Origin of the sequence: Pseudovibrio japonicus (assembly GCF_014651595.1) — a bacterium.
GTDB lineage: Bacteria > Pseudomonadota > Alphaproteobacteria > Rhizobiales > Stappiaceae > Pseudovibrio > Pseudovibrio japonicus.
Window position 1 is genome coordinate 517,213 of record NZ_BMXE01000002.1, and the last position, 16,920, is coordinate 534,132.

General features: G+C 49.2%; 20 protein-coding genes and 1 pseudogene. 13 read left to right on the plus strand and 8 right to left on the minus strand.

Features of this window, described 5'->3' with window-relative positions; genetic code table 11:
• Positions 1-93: 93 nt before the first annotated feature.
• Complete coding sequence (locus IE076_RS07085; protein ID WP_189436062.1) at positions 94-603, minus strand: DUF2244 domain-containing protein; 510 nt, start codon at positions 601-603, stop codon at positions 94-96.
• Between the two features lie 100 nt (positions 604-703).
• On the opposite strand from IE076_RS07085, the gene nth reads away from it, so the two are divergent.
• On the plus strand, positions 704-1,423 hold the full coding sequence (gene nth, locus IE076_RS07090) for an endonuclease III (RefSeq protein WP_189436063.1): 720 nt from the start codon (positions 704-706) through the stop codon (positions 1,421-1,423).
• Between the two features lie 15 nt (positions 1,424-1,438).
• Here the strand turns inward: nth and irrA are convergent, their stop codons facing one another.
• Positions 1,439-1,870 (minus strand): iron response transcriptional regulator IrrA, encoded by a 432-nt coding sequence (gene irrA, locus IE076_RS07095; RefSeq protein WP_280514293.1) that lies wholly within the window; start codon positions 1,868-1,870, stop codon positions 1,439-1,441.
• A 371-nt stretch (positions 1,871-2,241) separates the two neighbouring features.
• Between irrA and fabA the strand changes: the two genes are divergently transcribed.
• The 3 genes from fabA to fabI all read left to right on the plus strand — a co-directional run bounded on the left by fabA (position 2,242) and on the right by fabI (position 4,953).
• Positions 2,242-2,757: a 3-hydroxyacyl-[acyl-carrier-protein] dehydratase FabA gene (gene fabA, locus IE076_RS07100; RefSeq protein WP_189436064.1), complete on the plus strand. Its 516-nt coding sequence runs from the start codon at positions 2,242-2,244 to the stop codon at positions 2,755-2,757.
• Between the two features lie 94 nt (positions 2,758-2,851).
• The gene (gene fabB, locus IE076_RS07105; protein ID WP_189436065.1) at positions 2,852-4,069 is read left to right on the plus strand and encodes a beta-ketoacyl-ACP synthase I; all 1,218 of its coding nucleotides are present in this window, start codon (positions 2,852-2,854) and stop codon (positions 4,067-4,069) included.
• 56 nt (positions 4,070-4,125) lie between these two features.
• Entirely contained in the window at positions 4,126-4,953 is an 828-nt protein-coding gene (fabI, locus tag IE076_RS07110) for an enoyl-ACP reductase FabI (RefSeq protein WP_189436066.1), read from the plus strand.
• Positions 4,954-5,031: 78 nt separating this feature from the next.
• Here fabI and IE076_RS07115 read toward each other — a convergent pair whose 3' ends face one another.
• Positions 5,032-5,580: an SH3 domain-containing protein gene (locus IE076_RS07115; protein ID WP_189436067.1), complete on the minus strand. Its 549-nt coding sequence runs from the start codon at positions 5,578-5,580 to the stop codon at positions 5,032-5,034.
• Positions 5,581-5,829: 249 nt separating this feature from the next.
• Here IE076_RS07115 and IE076_RS07120 point away from each other — a divergent pair, with 249 nt between their 5' ends.
• The gene (locus IE076_RS07120) at positions 5,830-6,816 is read left to right on the plus strand and encodes a 2-hydroxyacid dehydrogenase (protein ID WP_189436068.1); all 987 of its coding nucleotides are present in this window, start codon (positions 5,830-5,832) and stop codon (positions 6,814-6,816) included.
• 49 nt (positions 6,817-6,865) lie between these two features.
• Here the strand turns inward: IE076_RS07120 and dnaQ are convergent, their stop codons facing one another.
• The 5 genes from dnaQ to IE076_RS07145 all read right to left on the minus strand — a co-directional run bounded on the left by dnaQ (position 6,866) and on the right by IE076_RS07145 (position 10,515).
• Entirely contained in the window at positions 6,866-7,576 is a 711-nt protein-coding gene (gene dnaQ, locus IE076_RS07125) for a DNA polymerase III subunit epsilon (RefSeq protein WP_189436069.1), read from the minus strand.
• 2 nt (positions 7,577-7,578) lie between these two features.
• Positions 7,579-8,178 (minus strand): dephospho-CoA kinase, encoded by a 600-nt coding sequence (gene coaE / locus IE076_RS07130; RefSeq protein ID WP_189436070.1) that lies wholly within the window; start codon positions 8,176-8,178, stop codon positions 7,579-7,581.
• Positions 8,179-9,012: a shikimate dehydrogenase gene (locus tag IE076_RS07135; RefSeq protein ID WP_189436071.1), complete on the minus strand. Its 834-nt coding sequence runs from the start codon at positions 9,010-9,012 to the stop codon at positions 8,179-8,181.
• A complete protein-coding gene (locus tag IE076_RS07140) occupies positions 9,009-9,605 on the minus strand; it encodes a Maf family protein (RefSeq protein ID WP_189436072.1) in 597 nt (198 codons plus the stop codon). The genes IE076_RS07135 and IE076_RS07140 overlap by 4 nt, the downstream gene beginning before the upstream one ends.
• A gap of 61 nt (positions 9,606-9,666) precedes the next feature.
• Positions 9,667-10,515 carry a pyruvate, water dikinase regulatory protein gene (locus IE076_RS07145; RefSeq protein WP_189436073.1) on the minus strand — a complete coding sequence of 283 codons (849 nt, stop codon included), beginning with the start codon at positions 10,513-10,515 and terminating at the stop codon, positions 9,667-9,669.
• 427 nt (positions 10,516-10,942) lie between these two features.
• On the opposite strand from IE076_RS07145, the gene hemE reads away from it, so the two are divergent.
• The 8 genes and pseudogenes from hemE (at position 10,943) to IE076_RS22820 (ending at position 16,920) form a co-directional block, all read left to right on the plus strand.
• Complete coding sequence (hemE, locus tag IE076_RS07150; RefSeq protein WP_209008921.1) at positions 10,943-11,971, plus strand: uroporphyrinogen decarboxylase; 1,029 nt, start codon at positions 10,943-10,945, stop codon at positions 11,969-11,971.
• A gap of 32 nt (positions 11,972-12,003) precedes the next feature.
• Positions 12,004-12,432 carry a protoporphyrinogen oxidase HemJ gene (hemJ, locus tag IE076_RS07155; RefSeq protein ID WP_189436074.1) on the plus strand — a complete coding sequence of 143 codons (429 nt, stop codon included), beginning with the start codon at positions 12,004-12,006 and terminating at the stop codon, positions 12,430-12,432.
• A gap of 265 nt (positions 12,433-12,697) precedes the next feature.
• Complete coding sequence (gene rho, locus IE076_RS07160) at positions 12,698-13,963, plus strand: transcription termination factor Rho (protein ID WP_054661477.1); 1,266 nt, start codon at positions 12,698-12,700, stop codon at positions 13,961-13,963.
• A gap of 129 nt (positions 13,964-14,092) precedes the next feature.
• Positions 14,093-14,581 (plus strand): DUF2867 domain-containing protein, encoded by a 489-nt coding sequence (locus IE076_RS23065; RefSeq protein WP_189436075.1) that lies wholly within the window; start codon positions 14,093-14,095, stop codon positions 14,579-14,581.
• A 177-nt stretch (positions 14,582-14,758) separates the two neighbouring features.
• Positions 14,759-15,196 carry a PaaI family thioesterase gene (locus IE076_RS07170; RefSeq protein ID WP_209008922.1) on the plus strand — a complete coding sequence of 146 codons (438 nt, stop codon included), beginning with the start codon at positions 14,759-14,761 and terminating at the stop codon, positions 15,194-15,196.
• 174 nt (positions 15,197-15,370) lie between these two features.
• Positions 15,371-15,961: a GNAT family N-acetyltransferase gene (locus IE076_RS07175; protein WP_189436076.1), complete on the plus strand. Its 591-nt coding sequence runs from the start codon at positions 15,371-15,373 to the stop codon at positions 15,959-15,961.
• A complete protein-coding gene (locus tag IE076_RS07180; RefSeq protein WP_189436077.1) occupies positions 15,954-16,547 on the plus strand; it encodes a GNAT family N-acetyltransferase in 594 nt (197 codons plus the stop codon). Before IE076_RS07175 ends, IE076_RS07180 begins: the two co-directional genes overlap by 8 nt.
• Positions 16,540-16,920, plus strand: a pseudogene (locus IE076_RS22820) (GNAT family N-acetyltransferase). The gene IE076_RS07180 and the pseudogene IE076_RS22820 overlap by 8 nt, the downstream one beginning before the upstream one ends.

Consider the following 16,920-nt stretch of genomic DNA (forward strand, 5'->3'; position numbering starts at 1 on the left):
TCTTAGATTTTATTTCTGATTTGGGGAATCTAGTTGATCCGCAGCGTCAACACCACCCGAAACGCGAGCACTCAGAAATACGAGGCGCAATGCCTAGGCATGATCAAAACCGCGGTTGCGGGCCGAATGTATCGCTTTTGAAAATTCAGCTGCGAAGCTGGTTCTGTCATCAGGGTTCAGGAAAGAGCCAACGATCAGGAACTGTTGGTCAGACCGCACCAGAATGCGGGTCACTCCGATATCTTCATCCCGTTCGATATGGAGCTTCATGTGAAACGGATTGAGAATGTACTCCTGCACTTCACCTTTGTAGGTGACATGCTTCAACCGCACCTCAAGAGGGGACACGCTGATTTCCTCGTAGGTTTCAGCAGTTGCAAAATTATGTCTGAAAGCGAGCCAGAGGAACAGGATTGGGAGGGCGAGGAGGATCGGCGCTGGCCACAGACCCATCAAAACGAGCATGACCGAGCAAGCTCCGGCAACTGCACCTGCGCACCACAGGACCATGTTCACGCCTTCGCGAGACAACGAGCGGTGCGGGGTCAGAACAGCCTGAAAGAAAGGGGGATAAAGCTCCTGCTTTTCGAGATCGTGGGGCATTGGTGCTATTTCGCACTCTGTTTCATTGCTACTCTTGCTCCCTTAGGAGTATAGAGCTTTCACAGCCTACGCAAAGTCACTTATTTCCCTTGAGAGTCCTATGGTTGACGCCACCAAAACAAAGAAGGTTGTATCTTCTTCCAATACACGCAAAAAGACAGTTTCCAGATCAAGGTATTCTAAAGCCGAGATTTACGAGATCTTTGCGACATTCGAAAAAGACAACCCTGAACCCGAAGGGGAACTCAACCACAGCAACGAGTTCACACTGCTGGTGGCTGTTGTCCTCTCAGCTCAGGCCACCGATGCCGGAGTGAATAAGGCGACAAAGCATCTGTTCCAGATTGCTGATACGCCTGAGAAAATGGTGGCGCTTGGCGAGGATAAGATCCGCGAAGAGATCCGAACAATCGGGCTTTACAAAAACAAGGCGAAGAATACGTTTTTGCTCTCACAGATGCTGATTGAGCATCACGGGGGGCAGGTTCCGCAGACCCGTGAGGAGCTGGAGGCTCTGCCCGGCGTCGGACGGAAAACGGCAAATGTGGTGCTGAATATCGCTTTCGGTCAGCCAACGATTGCGGTTGATACGCACCTTTTCCGGATTGCGAACAGAATTGGCCTCGCGCCCGGCAAGACACCGCTGGATGTAGAGAAGAAACTGGAAAAAGTGATTCCGCCAGAGTTCATGCAGCACGCGCACCACTGGCTTATTCTGCATGGCCGTTACATCTGTAAGGCCCGCAAACCGGCTTGCGATCGCTGCATCATCTATGATCTTTGCAAGAGCAAAGAGAAAATTCTGAAGGGGACTAATTAAGTAAAAGCAGAAGCTTTACTGCATCTGCTTCTTACGGAGACGAACTACAACTTCCACGCGGGAAATTTCCATTCCTTCAGGTGGCACTGGCAAGTTGTCCAAGGTCAGGCCGCTGTCTGGAATGTCGATTACTCGGTTTTCATCTTCCAAGAAGAAATGGTGATGCTCGGAAGTATTGGTGTCGAAGTAAGTCTTTGTTCCTTCAACAGCAACTTCGCGCAGCAGACCAACCTCTGTGAACTGATGGAGCGTGTTGTAAACTGTTGCCAGTGAGACGGGCACGTTGGCAAGAATAGCTTCTTCGTGAAGGACTTCCGCCGAGATGTGGCGATTACCCTGAGAATAAAGAAGCTCAGCCAGTGCTACGCGCTGACGTGTAGGGCGGAGACCTGCGTCTCTTAGCATCCCTGTTACATCCTGATGTTCGTAAGCAATCTGCGAGCTCATTTTTTCCTACTATAGTTCTTTAGGGTGCTGCTGTTCTATCACCAACACACCATTTCTACCAGCATTAGATTAAAAGCAACCTATTGACCTGTACCCAAGCACTCTCAATATTAGGGAGCATAACCCTAGATAGATCAAGCTGAAACCCAGTAGGGACAAAGGGACTGCTTATAACAATAATAAGAATAGTATAAGTTAAACACAACTGCGTACATTGAGCACACGCAAACTCACATACATCGCTCTTTCGATATTCGGGTACGTGTGCTAGGAAGGCCCGAACAGTTAATACTTAGAACCATCGTTACGTTCAGGTAAGGTGAACCCTACGTTTTCTGGCCTCAACAAACGACAAATTATGCGGGAATAGAATGCACGACAAGCGTTCAAGCTACGATAAAGAAGCTCTGCTGGCCTGTGGTCGCGGTGAGCTATTTGGCAAAGGCAATGCACAATTGCCACTTCCTCCGATGCTGATGTTCGATCGCATCACTGAGATTTCTGAGGAAGGTGGCGAGTTCGGCAAGGGTGTAATTCGTTCAGAATTCGACATCAATCCAGATCTCTGGTTCTTTGAATGTCACTTCCAGGGCGATCCTGTAATGCCTGGTTGTCTCGGCTTGGACGCTCTGTGGCAGATGACTGGCTTCTACCTTGGATGGTTGGGTGAGCCTGGCCGTGGTCGTGCACTTTCTACTGGTGAAGTCAAATTTACAGGTCAGGTTACTCCTGACGTAAAAATGCTTGAATTCGGCGTTGATATGAAGCGCGTGATGCGCTCCCGCCTGAAACTGGCGATTGCTGATGGCTGGGTAAAGGCCGACGGCGAGACTATTTTCGTTGCGAAAGACCTGCGTGTTGGTCTGTTCCAAGACGAAGAAAAATAAGTTTTCAGATTGCGCGAGGGTTTATCATGCGGAGTGATGAACCCTTTTTTGGAATTGGGTTCATTTGAACCATTTATCCCACGGGAGACCTTAAATGAGGCGTGTGGTTGTTACTGGTATGGGTATTGTTTCTCCACTTGGCAACAATGCTGAAGAGGTTAAGCAGAGCCTTTACGAAGGTAAATCCGGCATTGTTGCCGCCGAGGACTATGAGAAGCTTGGCTTCCGTTGTCAGGTTCACGGTGCCCCAAAGATTGATCCTCTGGAAGCTCTTGGCCGCCGTACTGCTCGTTTTATGGGTGCAGGATCTGCATGGAACTACATGGCCATGGAACAGGCGATTGAGGACGCTGGTCTAAGCGAAGACCAAGTCACCAATGAACGCACAGGCCTGATCATGGGTTCTGGTGGCCCATCCACCAAAACTATCGTTGAAGCTGCTGATACCACTCGCGAAAAAGGTCCACGTCGTATTGGACCTACCGCAGTTCCAAAAGCAATGAGCTCCACGAACTCCGCAACCCTTGCAACGCCATTCAAGATTCACGGCGTCAACTACTCCATCTCTGCAGCCTGTGCGACGACCAATATCTGTATTGGTAACGCTTTCGAGTTGATCCAATGGGGTAAGCAGGACGTGATTTTTGCGGGCGGTGGTGAAGAACTGGACTGGAGCCTCTCCAATCTGTTTGACGCCATGGGCGCAATGTCTTCCAAGTACAACGACACTCCGTCTACTGCTTCTCGTCCATATGACAAGAACCGTGACGGCTTTGTTATTGCTGGCGGCGGTGGTGTTCTGGTTCTTGAAGAACTTGAGCATGCAAAAGCACGTGGCGCTAAAATCTACGCAGAGATCGTAGGATACGGCCAGACCTCTGATGGTCATGACATGGTTGCACCAAGCGGTGAAGGCGCAGCGCGCTGCATGAAGATCGCGCTCAAAGACGTTGATTGCGACGTAGACTACATCAACCCACACGCAACCTCTACGCCTGTAGGTGACATCAAAGAGATCGAAGCAATCCGCACTGTCTTCGGTGATAAGGTTCCGCCAATTTCTGCGACTAAGGCACTTTCCGGTCACTCCCTGGGTGCTGCTGGTGTTCATGAAGCAATCTATTCTTTGCTCATGATGGAAGGCAAATTCATTGCCGCTTCTGCCCATATTGAAGAATTGGATCCGGATTTTGAGGATATGCCAATCGTAAGAGAGCGCGTAGATAATGTAGAGCTAAACTGCGTCCTTTCAAACGGCTTTGGATTTGGCGGTACCAACGCAACCGTCGTGTTTAAGAGATTTAAAGACTAAGTTTTAAGGAGTTGAGGTTAAGCAGCTCCTTCAAACATTGATTACGGGAGTTTTCTATGAGCAAGCTTATGCAAGGCAAGCGTGGTCTGATTATGGGCGTTGCCAATGATCACAGCATTGCCTGGAGCATTGCCAAGGCTCTTGCAGAACAGGGAGCAGAAATAGCCTTCACCTATCAGGGTGAAGCATTTGGTCGCCGTGTAAAGCCGCTAGCAGAAAGTGTTGGTAGCGATACACTGCTTCCCTGCGATGTAGAAGACATCGATAGCGTAGATAATGTGTTCACGCAGCTGAAGGAGAAATGGGGAACGATTGATTTCCTCGTGCACGCTATTGCATTTTCCGACAAAAATGAGCTGCGTGGCCGATATGCTGACACCTCTCGTGCAAACTTTGCCCGTACGATGCAGATCTCCTGTTTCTCATTTACAGAGATCGCAAAGCGCGCAGCCGAGCTTATGCCAAATGGTGGTGCAATGCTGACGCTGACTTATGGTGGTGCGACCAGTGTTATGCCTAACTACAACGTCATGGGCGTTGCCAAGGCTGCTCTAGAAGCTTCTGTACGTTATTTGGCAATGGACTTTGGTGAGCAGGGCATTCGCGTGAATGCAATGTCTGCAGGCCCGGTTCGTACGCTTGCTGGTGCTGGTGTCTCTGATGCTCGTTTGATGTTCAACTTCCAACAGAACAACTCCCCGCTAAAGCATACTGTTACCAACGAACAGCTTGGCGGTTCTGGTCTTTACCTTCTCTCAGACTTGTCTGGTGGTGTTACCGGTGAAATTCACTTTGTCGATTCCGGTTACAACATCGTTTCCATGCCACGTCTGGAAGCATTGAAAACTGCAGAAAAATTGATGCGCAAGAATGAAACTATCTAAGTTTCCTTCGTGAAATCCATCAAACAAAAAAGCCTCTGAGAACACTCAGAGGCTTTTTTGATTCCATGATCTCTTGGATCAATTATTGATTGTCTCGTTTTTGTAAACGCCAAACAGTCTGCTTTGGTCGACCCAACCTTCAAAATCCTTACCGGAAACGCGGCAGTAACCATCTTCACACTCGACCACACCCGCAAGGACCATTGGTTCAAGATACGCCTCGATCTCTTCATTCGGGCCCGGACGCTTACGCAACGGTGTGGTTTCAATTGTGTCTTCTAACCAAGGTGTGACCAAGGCTGAGCGGTAGCCTGTCAGTAGGGTTTTGAACACCCAGCCATCCTTACCTTCCCAATCACGGATCCGGCGCCAGTCATCATATTCCTGGATAACTTCCACCGGCAGCCTGCTGCGAATAAAGGTCCAACCGATCTCGTGGTTTCTGCTCGGGCCCTTCCGAACGTTCACACGATCTGATTTAAGGCTAACAAAACGTGGAACCGGAAGGCCAGAAACACCTGAACCGCCAGACTGCGCCTGAACCGTCATTGCGGATGGAAAAACAAGGAGAAATAATAGAAAAGCGGTTGCAAGGGCACCCAGAGCACGAAAACGTATATTTTTCATAGCGATACCAAATTTTCCCGTCGGCTAATCCGTAATTTTCACTAAAATCGAGACACAAGTATCATACCTTAGATCTCGCGATTTCCGATAGTGGCTGCTATTAGATGTAGACGTGTTTTACAAGTCTTGTTTTCACCGGAACATTTGGTAATGAAACTTTGACAGCCCCTAAAACCTTTGAGACATTGACTCATATGGGGATCAGGGCACGGTTAAAAAACTTCGAATTTTTGACAGAAGGCGGGGACGATGCCAAAAAAGAAGCCTATTGTGGTTGTGACACGAAAACTGCCGGATGTAGTCGAAACGCGGATGCGCGAACTTTTCGACACCCGACTGAATGAGCAAGACAAGCCGTTCACCCAAGCAGAGCTCGTAGAAGCCGTCAAAATTGCGGATGTTCTCGTCCCCACTGTAACTGATCGTATTGATGCTTCGGTTCTGGCTCAGGCTGGGCCGAATCTGAAGATGATCGCCAACTTCGGTAACGGCGTGGATAATATCGACGTTGCCTCAGCCAACAACCGCGGTATTGCTGTCACCAATACCGCTGGCGTAATGACTGAAGATACCGCCGACATGACCATGGCGCTCATTCTTGCCGTTCCACGCCGCCTTTCCGAAGGCATGCGGAAAATCGAGAACAAGGAATGGGACGGCTGGTCCCCGACCTGGATGCTCGGTCGCCGGATCTGGGGCAAGCGCCTCGGTATCATCGGCATGGGCAGAATCGGTCAGGCGGTCGCCAGACGCGCAAAGGCGTTTGGGATGTCTATCCATTACCACAATCGAATTCGCGAGCCTCTGGAGCTTGAGGAGCAGCTGGAGGCTACTTTCTGGGAGAGCCTGGATCAGATGCTTGCGCGTATGGATGTCGTCTCCATCCATTGCCCGCATACACCTGGTACTTACCACTTGCTATCGGCGCGTCGTTTGAAGCTGATGAAGCCTGATGCATACATTGTGAACACCGCGCGTGGTGAGATCGTAGATGAAAATGCGCTGATCCGTCAGATCGAAGCGGGAGAGCTTGCAGGTGCCGCGCTCGACGTGTTTGAACACGAGCCAGCAATCAATCCAAAGCTAGTGGCGTCCGACAAGGTTGTTGTGCTGCCTCACATGGGTTCAGCCACAATTGAAGGGCGTATTGATATGGGTGAGAAGGTCATCATCAATATCAAAGCGTTTATGGACGGCCACCGCCCACCGGATCGTGTGTTGCCATCCATGCTGTGATAAAAGATTGAAGCGCTTCAGATTTCTGGAGCGCTTTTTTACTTGAAGTCTATTTTAGGTATTTGTTCCAGGCCGGATCGGCTTTCATACCTGCAATAAATTTGGCATGTGCCTCAATCTCTTCCTCAGACAGGGTAGGGGAGAGGGGAACCGGGCGTTGTTGGGCAGCGATGCGTTTTTTTGGTTCGTCGGAACCCGTTGTATCAAGCTCATTGGCTTCATCGTCTGGCATCAAGCCCAGATTTTTCTGCTTCCCGCCGTTCATCTCCAGATAAACTTCAGCAAGCAACTCCGCATCAAGGAGCGCGCCGTGATAGACACGTTTGGAGTTATCTATGCCATAGCGCGAACAGAGTGCATCGAGCGAGACAGAGCCGGTGGTGAACTTTCTGCGGGCCAGTTTGAGCGTATCCAACACCTGAGTGTTTGGAATCTTTGGCTTATTGCAGCGACCAAGCTCCATGTTGATGAAGCCCATATCGAATGGTGCGTTGTGAATGACCAGACGGGCATCACCGACAAAATCAAGGAATTCATCAGCAACATCCGTAAAGACCGGTTTGTCCGAGAGGAATTCAGCAGAAAGACCGTGAATGCGGAAGGCTTCTTCTGGCATATCCCGCTGTGGGTTGACGTAGAGATGGCAAACGCGGCCGGTCGGGATAAAGTTGATAAGCTCCACTCCACCGATTTCTACCAGTCTGTCACCATCAAGCGGGTTCAGGCCTGTGGTTTCCGTATCGAAGGAGATTTCGCGCATAATTACACCGTTCTTGAAGCGATCGAGGACACAGCGCGCATGATAGCTTCTACTGCGCGACGAGCGGGTTCAATACCACGGCCAGTGTCGATAATAAAATGCGCTCTTTTGCGTTTTTCTGCGTCGTTTAACTGTTTTGCGTAGATAGCCTCAAATTTTGCTTCTGTCATGCCCGGTCTTTCCAGAACGCGCTTTCGCTGCACATCATAGGGCGCGGTAACCACAACAACGGCATCAACGGCATGCTGTTTGCCAACCTCAAAGAGGAGCGGGACATCGAGTACAGCCACCTTGCGGCGCTCATTTTTGGCTTGCTCGAGAAACTCTGCTTCGACTTCATGAACGAGGGGGTGGATGAGACTTTCCAGAAGCATCATCTTCGTCTTGTCGTTAAGAACGACCTTGCCGAGGGCTTCCCGGTCAACCCGGCCATCTTTGATCGTGCCAGGAAAGGCATTGCCGACGGGCTCAACGGCCTTGCCAGCATATAGCGCATGTACGGCTGCATCTGCGTCGTACACAGCTGCCCCGGCCTCTGCAAAGAGTTGTGAGGTAGTTGATTTCCCCATTCCAATTGAACCGGTCAGACCGAGAATAACCATTCAGGCAAGCCCCATTTCTCTCAGGATTATTTTACGAAGTTCACCGGTGACTTCCGGACGAACTCCAAACCATTTTTCAAAACCCGGTACAGCCTGATGAAGCAGCATTCCCAGACCATCCACTGTTCGATTTCCACGCTCTGTGGCATCCCGAAGCAGTTCGGTTTGTAACGGAGAGTAAACTATATCCGTTACGACCGCTGATTTGGACAGGTTATCAAGATCAATCTTTAATTCTGGCTGTCCTGTCATGCCAAGAGAGGTCGTATTGACCAGCAAATCGGCTTCTCCAAGCTTTTCCCCCAGAGTATCCCACGATATGGCAATAGTATTCGGACCAAAATGATCGGCTAATTTCTGCGCTTTTTCCATGGTTCTGTTGGCGATATACACTTCTGTGTATCCTCTTGAGAGCAATGCCCAAATAATCGCGCGAGCTGCCCCTCCGGCACCCAGAACAATGGCTTTGTTCCCATTCTTATCCCAGTTGGGCAGTAATTGGTCGAGATTTCCCAGAAAACCAAGGCCGTCAGTGTTTGAACCGTTGAGAACACCGTTTTCATCCAACCAGAGGGTATTCACCGCTCCAATCATCTTGGCGGCGTCATCCAGTTTTTCCGCGGCGTTGTAGGCGTGTTCCTTATTTGGAATTGTCACGTTGCAACCAACGAAGCCATGTTCTGGCAAAGAGCTGTAAAAGCTTCTGGCAGTTTCCGGAGGAACGTCTTGAGCAACATAACTACCTTCTATGCCGTGCTGTTTGAGCCAGTAACCATGGATAAGAGGGGATTTTGAATGGCCTATCGGGTGCCCTGTAACCGCAGCTTTCCTCATTTCTTCAGCACCTCAATTTCGCGTAGGAAGGAAAGCAGCGGCAGAAGCGGCAATCCGAGTACTGTAAAGTAGTCACCCTCAATCTTTTCAAAGAGCTGAACACCTTCAGCTTCCAGTTGATAGGCGCCAACGCTTGAGAGGATTTCGCTACCGGTCTGGTCGATATACCAATCAAGGAAATCCGGAGAGAGTTCACGCACCTGAAGGGTAGCTGTTGAGATGCCTTCCCAAACAACTTCGCCGTCTTTGACCACACAGGCAGCTGAATGAAGTGCATGGCTTTTGCCGGAGAAGCTCTCCAATTGTTTGCGGGCTGCTTTCAGATCTTCCGGCTTAACAAGACGCTTTCCTTCAAAAGCGAGGATCTGATCGGCCCCAATAACGTAGGCACCATGATTTCGGGCGGAAACTTCTTTCGCTTTCGCAACAGATAATTTGGCTGCAATTGACTCTGGGTCCACACCAGTGGACAGCAAAGGTTCCTCGATCTGACGTTCATCAACATTTGCCGGGATGCGGTCGAAGATTAGGCCTGCGTTTTCCAAGAGAGTCGCGCGAATTTTACTTCCGCTCGCTAATACCAGTCGAGTCATACTCTGCTTTCTCAATCTGAGGATTTCTTATGCTGTTTATTGGGATAAAGCGCGAGGCTTCTCAATATTCTTCTGTCTCTTTTAGCTCATTTTTATGCTTTCGGAGCAAATCCATGATCTCCGCTGCCGTTTCTTCAATGGAGCGGCGGGTGACATCAATGAGCGGCCAGCCATGTTCGGCACACAATCGTTTCGACATCGCAATCTCCTTGGCGATGGATTTGCGATCAACGTAGGTGTCGTTGTCTGACTTAGCATCCAGAGACAGGATGCGGTTTTGGCGGATATCCCGTATTCGTTCAGCTGTTGCCATAAGGCCAACCACAAGGGGCTGTCTGGCTTTCAGAAGCTGCCGGGGAGGGCGCATATTGGGAATAAGCGGGATATTGGCCGCCTTAATGCCCCGGTTGGCCAGATAGATAGAAGTTGGCGTCTTAGAAGTGCGGCTAATACCAACGAGAATAACGTCCGCTTCTTCCAGAGCGCCAGCGATTTGGCCGTCATCATGAAGCATGGTGTAGTTCATCGCTTCCATTCGCTGGAAGTATTCCTCATCCATCACGTGCTGACCGCCAACGCGCCACGTTTCAGTGACATTCAGATAGCTATGAAAGACCTGATAGACGGGTTTGAGAACATTCACGCAGGGCAGCCCGAGATCCTGGCATTTGCGCTCCAGACGGCGGGCGTAGGCTTGTTCCACAAGCGTGTACAAGACGATTCCAGGTGCAGATTCAATCTCTTCGAGGACTCTACTCAACTGCTTATCATGTCGGATCAACGGATAAACATGCTCAATGGGCTGAATATTCTCATATTGCGCGGTCGCGGCACGCACAATTGTCATCAAAGTTTCGCCCGTTGAGTCCGAAACCATGTGTAAATGGAAGTAGTTAGAGTGGTTACCCAAGGTATCATCCTCAACATTCCTGGGAGATCTGGGAAAACTGGCCAAATCTCGCTGTGCTTTCGAATTAATGCCCGCTGACCCTATTTCGTCAACAATTCCATATTTTGAGAATACTGATTTGGAAACGACTTGGATAAACGGGATTGCACATTGCCCACGCAAAAGATTCACAGCACACCATACGGGAAAAACTGTGATCTGTGGTTATTTTACAGATTGTAACTCATTGAATCATTAGAGAAAACAAATTGTTTTCGACTCCTGTGAAGAGTCTTGCCCATTTTTGATCTTTGACTTTTCCTCGAACGCTTTTCTCAGTTAGGAATTGTGGAATTAAATTGATCCCTGCTATTCACTCACTAATAGAAATAGAAACTTCCAAATAAGAAGATTCTTTTTAAGCAGGCTTGGGAAAAAGAGGCGATTTATGGAATCTCATGAAAGAGCGGTAATGCGCGTTTTGGCAGGCGAGAAACTAGAGCGCCCACCAATCTGGATGATGCGCCAGGCAGGACGGTATTTGCCTGAGTACAGAGCTGTACGAGCTCAAGCACCGAATTTTCTCGACTTCTGCTACAATACCGATCTTGCAACAGAAGTTACTCTCCAACCCATTCGCCGGTATGGCTTTGATGCTGCCATCCTATTTTCTGACATCTTCGTTGTTCCAGATGCGCTTGGCTACCCTGTAAATTTTGAGGAGGGTCGAGGACCAGTTCTTGAACCACTCTCTACCGAACTCGTTGATAAACTTGATCAAGCAAGGACAATGGAGCATTTGGCTCCCGTTATTGCCACAGTGGAACGCCTGAGAGCGGAGCTACCGACTGAAACCACCCTTCTCGGCTTCTGCGGAGCCCCGTGGACGGTCGCTTGCTACTCCGTGGCTGGTCATACCACTCAGGACCAGTTTGCCGCTCGTATCGGCTCCTACAAGGATCCTGAGCTTCTGACAGCGTTCATCGATCAGCTGGTTGAAGCTTCGATCACCTATCTTGTGGCTCAGTTGGATGGTGGCGCCGATGCGCTGCAGATCTTTGATACCTGGGCAGGCGTTTTGGACGACATCGGATTTGAGCAGTGGTCTGTTGGTCCGACCCGCAGGATTGTTGATGGGGTGAAAGCTCAGCGTCCGAATGCGAAGATCATCGGATTCCCGAAAGCATCAGCGGCTCGTTTGAAGCGCTATGTTGAGGGAACTGGCGTGGATGCCGTAGGTCTGGACTGGACTGTTCCGGCGGAAGTGGCACAGGAAATTCAGAAAATTGTTCCTGTACAGGGGAATATGGATCCAATGCGTCTTGTTGCCGGTGGACGTGCACTGGAAACTGGAATAGACCACGCTCTCGAAGTTTTGGGCAATGGTCCGCACATCTTCAACCTTGGTCACGGCGTGGTTCCACAAACTCCGCCAGAACATGTTGCCGAGATGGTGAAGCGGGTTAAAGGCCTGTAAGCAGGTACTGCGAACTAGATAAGGCGCGGATCATGGCAGATGCATTTTCCTGGGCTAAGTCCCTTCACATCATTTCAGTGATTGCCTGGATGGCGGGAATTTTCTACTTGCCGCGCCTTTTCGTTTATCACGCAACCGCTGAAATCGGTTCTGACAAGAGCGAAACCTTCAAGATTATGGAGCGCCGTTTACTTAAAGCGATTATGGGACCTTCCATGATGGCCACATGGATTTTCGGGTTGTGGCTGGTCTATTTGCTCGACGCTTATTTTGATCTTTGGTTTATGCTGAAGTTTTCATTGGTTGTTTTGATGACGATATATCACGTGATGCTTTCGCGTCATGTCACCAAGTTTGCGCAGGATCAAAATAAGAATAGCGAGCGATACTTTAGAATTATTAATGAAATTCCGACACTATTAATGGTTGCAATTGTGTTCCTAGTGATATTTAAACCCTAAGTGTTTCGAGCATTCGGAAACATATATTCAGAATTAAGGAGAATTAGTGGGCAATAAGGACTTGCCGAATTCAGTTCGATTAGTTATTGTCCCCGCAACTTCACGATGCAGCTTAAGTGATCACTGATCTCCTGGTGATTATCGTAGGTCGATTAAGTTCGAACCTCCGTGAGCTGCAATTCCCCCCTAACGTTTAGTGTTCGAAAGTTCTTAAGCCTTAACAGCTAAAGCAAATTAGAACCCTTAGTAAAGACGATCCCTATTGATGCGGGAAATGAAACTCAGAGACCTCAAATCCAAAACGGCAACTGAACTCCTCACGTTTGCTGAGGAGCATGAAGTTGAAAACGCAAGTACGATGCGCAAACAAGAGCTTATGTTTGCCATTCTCAAAAGACTTGCTGAACAAGATATTGAAATCATCGGTGAAGGTGTCGTAGAGGTCCTTCAGGATGGATTTGGATTTCTTCGTTCTCCAGACGCAAATTACTTGCCTGGTCCGGATGATATTTACGTTTCACCTTCACAGATCCGGCGCTTCTCTTTGCGCACCGGTGACACAGTAGAAGGCCAGATTCGTAGTCCTAAGGAAGGTGAGCGTTATTTCGCCCTTCTGAAGGTGAATAAGATCAACTTTGAAGACCCTGAAAAGGCGCGTCACAAAGTTCATTTTGACAACCTGACCCCGCTTTACCCTGACGAGCGCTTCAATCTTGAGATTGAAAACAGCACATCAAAAGATATCTCTTCACGTATCATTGATCTGGTTGCGCCACTTGGTAAAGGTCAGCGTGCACTGATTACTGCTCCGCCGCGAACCGGTAAAACAGTATTCCTGCAGAATATCGCCAGATCCATTACCACCAATCATCCAGAGTGTTATCTGATCGTTCTTTTGATCGATGAACGCCCGGAAGAGGTGACAGACATGCAGCGCACCGTGAATGGTGAAGTTGTGTCTTCCACTTTTGATGAGCCTGCAACGCGTCACGTTCAGGTCGCTGAGATGGTGATCGAGAAAGCAAAGCGTTTGACCGAGCATGGTCGTGATGTTGTGATCCTGCTGGATTCGATCACCCGTCTTGGCCGCGCCTACAACACCGTTGTTCCTTCCTCTGGTAAGGTTCTGACTGGTGGTGTTGATGCAAACGCCCTACAGCGTCCAAAGCGCTTCTTCGGTGCTGCCCGTAACATTGAAGAGGGTGGCTCTCTAACCATCATCGCAACGGCCCTGATCGATACCGGCAGCCGTATGGATGAGGTTATCTTCGAAGAATTCAAGGGTACTGGTAACTCCGAAATTATCCTTGATCGTAAGATCTCCGATAAGCGCGTGTTCCCAGCAGTTGATATTCAGCGCTCCGGTACGCGTAAGGAAGAACTTCTTGTTCCTGCTGACAAACTCAAGAAGACCTTCGTTCTGCGCCGTATTCTCAGCCAGATGGGTACTGTTGATGCCGTTGAGTTCTTGCTCGACAAGCTGCGTCAGACCAAGTCCAATGATGACTTCTTCGATTCCATGAACACCTAGGTTTTCTGGAGTCCAAATTTATCGGCCCCGCTCGCCATTCGGTGAGTGGGGCTTTTTTGTTTTCTAAGCCGTGGATCAGTGGTTTTATGAGGTGAATTGATTTGTAAAATAAGGAGAGGGCATGATCCGATGATCAGGCTTCCTGGGAGGAATGTTTATGTTCTACGCTCTGTTGAGGAGCTATACTATTTTGACAGTCAAGTCGCTGAGGTTGAACGCGAAGTTCGGCCAGTTGATTTTTGGAATTTCTCGGTGAGGCATCCGCTGCCTTTCATGCAGTCGGCGTTTTGGATACGCGATCGGATTTCATCTCTGTTTGGAGTGAAGAAGATTGGCGGGTTCAGTGCTCCGGTCACCGGGAGGATTAGGGAAGGGGATTTTCTCGACTTTTTTCTGGTCGAGTATGTGGATGAGACCACGCTTGTCCTAACGGAGAGGGATCGGCACCTTGACGTTATGACCTGTATATCGACAGAAGGAAATTTTATTTCCGTTACGTCATCAGTAATCGTGCATAATATGTTTGGGCGGGTTTATATGTTTCCGGTCGGGATAGCTCATAGATGGATTGTTCGTGCCATGCTGAAACGCTTGCAACGAGTAGGTAAAAATATTTAAGTATATGTTTTTATTGTTTTATTTATATCACCTTTGTTTTCACGAGTTGGCGATTCGACCAGAGCTTACCTAGCTTCAAGGATGGTTTCATGGCGATGTCATTGGATTATTGACCGACTTTTCGAGGGGGGAGAGCGGTAAGATATTGCCTTACTGACAATGATGAGGAGACATGTTTTGACTACCCTAACACTACCTGATGGATTTAAACCCCACTTTAGAAAGAGTAACCTTACCGATCCTTGGGAGCCGATTTACTCGTCTGTCCTGGAAGACCGGGTTCAGATTGGCCTGTATCTGGATGAACCACACTGTAATGCGCGCGGATTTGTCCATGGTGGGTTGATTTCTGCGCTTTCGGATAACGCGATGGGACTATCTTGCGTTCAGGTTCTACGTTCTGGCGGCACGCAGGTGAAGGGGCTCTTAACAATCTCCTTGCAAACCAATTTTGTAAGCGCAGCCGCTAAAGGTGCCTGGCTGATGGTCGACACAGATTACACAAAGTGCGGTCGGTCAATTTGCTATGCGCGTTCGACCGTTTTTGCAGATGGCGAGGTCGTCGCAAATTCAATGGCTAGCTTCAAGCTGATATCCTCTCCAGTACCAGCGTGAAGTATCTGATGTCTCTCATAAGAAGAGACATTACAATCTGAAGCGAGCCTTCCTTCCGCGCAGAATTAGCATTTCAGAGGGGAAGGCAGTGATTGGGCGTGGTGAAGAATGCTCTTTACATCGAGTAGCTTCCACTACGGTAGAACGTTTTTGAAAAAGATATTTGGAACGAGGATGATTGAAACATTAGTTGAGAAGTGCCCGCGCGTTGAGACCGAGCGGCTTGTTCTTCGGAAGTGGGAAGAGCGAGATCTGGATGAGTATATTCGGCTGAGTTCCGACCCGAGGGTTACTGAGTATTATCGTTCAACGCCGTCCTCTGAGGTTTGTGAGGCGGCTCTGCAATCAACACTTAAGAGCCAGGAGGAGAACGGTTTCTGTTTTCCCGTGGTTGAAGATAAGCAAAGCGGTGCTTTTCTCGGGTTTTGTGGTCTTAGTATTCCGGATTACAGCGACCTGCTGCCTTGTGAGCCCTGCGTTGAAATTGGATGGCAACTTTTCCCTGAGGCATGGGGCAAGGGGATTGCAGGAGAAGCAGCCAGATTCTGGCTTAGTTTCGGATTCGACACGCTTCAACTTGATGAAGTGGTTGCCTTTACAGTTGTTCAAAACCACAGGTCTCGCCGTGTGATGGAGAAGCTGGGAATGGTTCATGATCCAGCTGATGATTTCGACTTTCCTGGTACAGACCCAAAGCATCCTTTATGCCGGAATGTTTTATACCGCCTTTCAAAGAAAAGGTTTTTGGAGCAGCTAAATGGTTGAGACAGTGATTGATAAGTGCCCGCGTATTGAGACGGAACGGCTTGTTCTGCGGAAGTGCGAGCCCGGGGATCTGGAGGGATTTATCAGGTTAAACACTGATCGACGCGTTTATGAGTTCTTCCGTTCCAATCCATCGATTGAAGACTGTGAAATAGGGTTTCAGTTAGGGATGCAAAAGCAGGCGGAGGATGGCTTCGGCTTTGCTGTAGTGGAGCACAAGGACACTAGTTCATTCCTTGGCTTTTGTGGACTTGAAATTCCTTCTTACGCCGCCGGGCGCTTGCCATGCGAGCCTTGTGTTGAGATCGGCTATCGACTTCTGCCAGAAGCCTGGGGGAAGGGGATTATAAGGGAAGCATCACGACGGTGGCTAAGGTTTGGGTTTGAAACTCTTAAGCTTGATGAAGTGGTGGCGTACACTGTTGTTCAAAACCACAGGTCACGGCGAGTGATGGAGAAGCTGGGCATGGTTTATGATCCAGCTGATGATTTCGACTTTCCCGGGGTCGATGTTGACCATCCATTGTGCCGGCATGTTTTGTATCGGCTTTCTGCAGATAAGTTCATGGGACAGTCTAATGGCTGAGGTGGGCGCAGATCTTTGCCCGCGCCTTGAAACTGACCGTCTGGTGCTGCGTAAATGGGAAGCGCGGGATTTGGATGGTCTTGCAGAGATGAATGCAGATCCGCGGGTGATGGAGTTTTATCCTTCGGTACTCACTTGGGCTGAGAGTGAGGAGATGTTGGCGCGCTATGTGGAGGCGTAGCAGCGGGATAGGCTTTACTTTTCTGTCATTGCTGAAAAGGGAACTGGCCGGTTTCTGGGGTATTGCGGATTAAAGTCGCCAGGGTATCAGGACCGTCTCTCATTTGGCCCATGTGTCGAGATTGGATGGCGGCTCTTATTCAGTCAGTGGGGAAAAGGGATTGCCTCTGAAGCTGCAACAAAGTGGCTTTGA

Bases quoted from the DNA above. Each gene is read 5' to 3' on its own strand.
- IE076_RS07115 (WP_189436067.1), bottom strand. From the start codon at position 5,580: ATGAAAAATATACGTTTTCGTGCTCTGGGTGCCCTTGCAACCGCTTTT.
- hemJ (WP_189436074.1), top strand. From the start codon at position 12,004: ATGGCAGATGCATTTTCCTGGGCTAAGTCCCTTCACATCATTTCAGTG.
- coaE (WP_189436070.1), bottom strand. From the start codon at position 8,178: ATGGTTATTCTCGGTCTGACCGGTTCAATTGGAATGGGGAAATCAACT.
- fabA (WP_189436064.1), top strand. From the start codon at position 2,242: ATGCACGACAAGCGTTCAAGCTACGATAAAGAAGCTCTGCTGGCCTGT.
- IE076_RS07120 (WP_189436068.1), top strand. From the start codon at position 5,830: ATGCCAAAAAAGAAGCCTATTGTGGTTGTGACACGAAAACTGCCGGAT.
- IE076_RS07135 (WP_189436071.1), bottom strand. From the start codon at position 9,012: ATGAGGAAAGCTGCGGTTACAGGGCACCCGATAGGCCATTCAAAATCC.
- IE076_RS07175 (WP_189436076.1), top strand. From the start codon at position 15,371: ATGATTGAAACATTAGTTGAGAAGTGCCCGCGCGTTGAGACCGAGCGG.
- irrA (WP_280514293.1), bottom strand. From the start codon at position 1,870: ATGAGCTCGCAGATTGCTTACGAACATCAGGATGTAACAGGGATGCTA.
- IE076_RS07140 (WP_189436072.1), bottom strand. From the start codon at position 9,605: ATGACTCGACTGGTATTAGCGAGCGGAAGTAAAATTCGCGCGACTCTC.
- IE076_RS23065 (WP_189436075.1), top strand. From the start codon at position 14,093: ATGATCAGGCTTCCTGGGAGGAATGTTTATGTTCTACGCTCTGTTGAG.
- rho (WP_054661477.1), top strand. From the start codon at position 12,698: ATGCGGGAAATGAAACTCAGAGACCTCAAATCCAAAACGGCAACTGAA.
- nth (WP_189436063.1), top strand. From the start codon at position 704: ATGGTTGACGCCACCAAAACAAAGAAGGTTGTATCTTCTTCCAATACA.
- hemE (WP_209008921.1), top strand. From the start codon at position 10,943: ATGGAATCTCATGAAAGAGCGGTAATGCGCGTTTTGGCAGGCGAGAAA.
- fabI (WP_189436066.1), top strand. From the start codon at position 4,126: ATGAGCAAGCTTATGCAAGGCAAGCGTGGTCTGATTATGGGCGTTGCC.
- fabB (WP_189436065.1), top strand. From the start codon at position 2,852: ATGAGGCGTGTGGTTGTTACTGGTATGGGTATTGTTTCTCCACTTGGC.
- dnaQ (WP_189436069.1), bottom strand. From the start codon at position 7,576: ATGCGCGAAATCTCCTTCGATACGGAAACCACAGGCCTGAACCCGCTT.
- IE076_RS07180 (WP_189436077.1), top strand. From the start codon at position 15,954: ATGGTTGAGACAGTGATTGATAAGTGCCCGCGTATTGAGACGGAACGG.
- IE076_RS07085 (WP_189436062.1), bottom strand. From the start codon at position 603: ATGCCCCACGATCTCGAAAAGCAGGAGCTTTATCCCCCTTTCTTTCAG.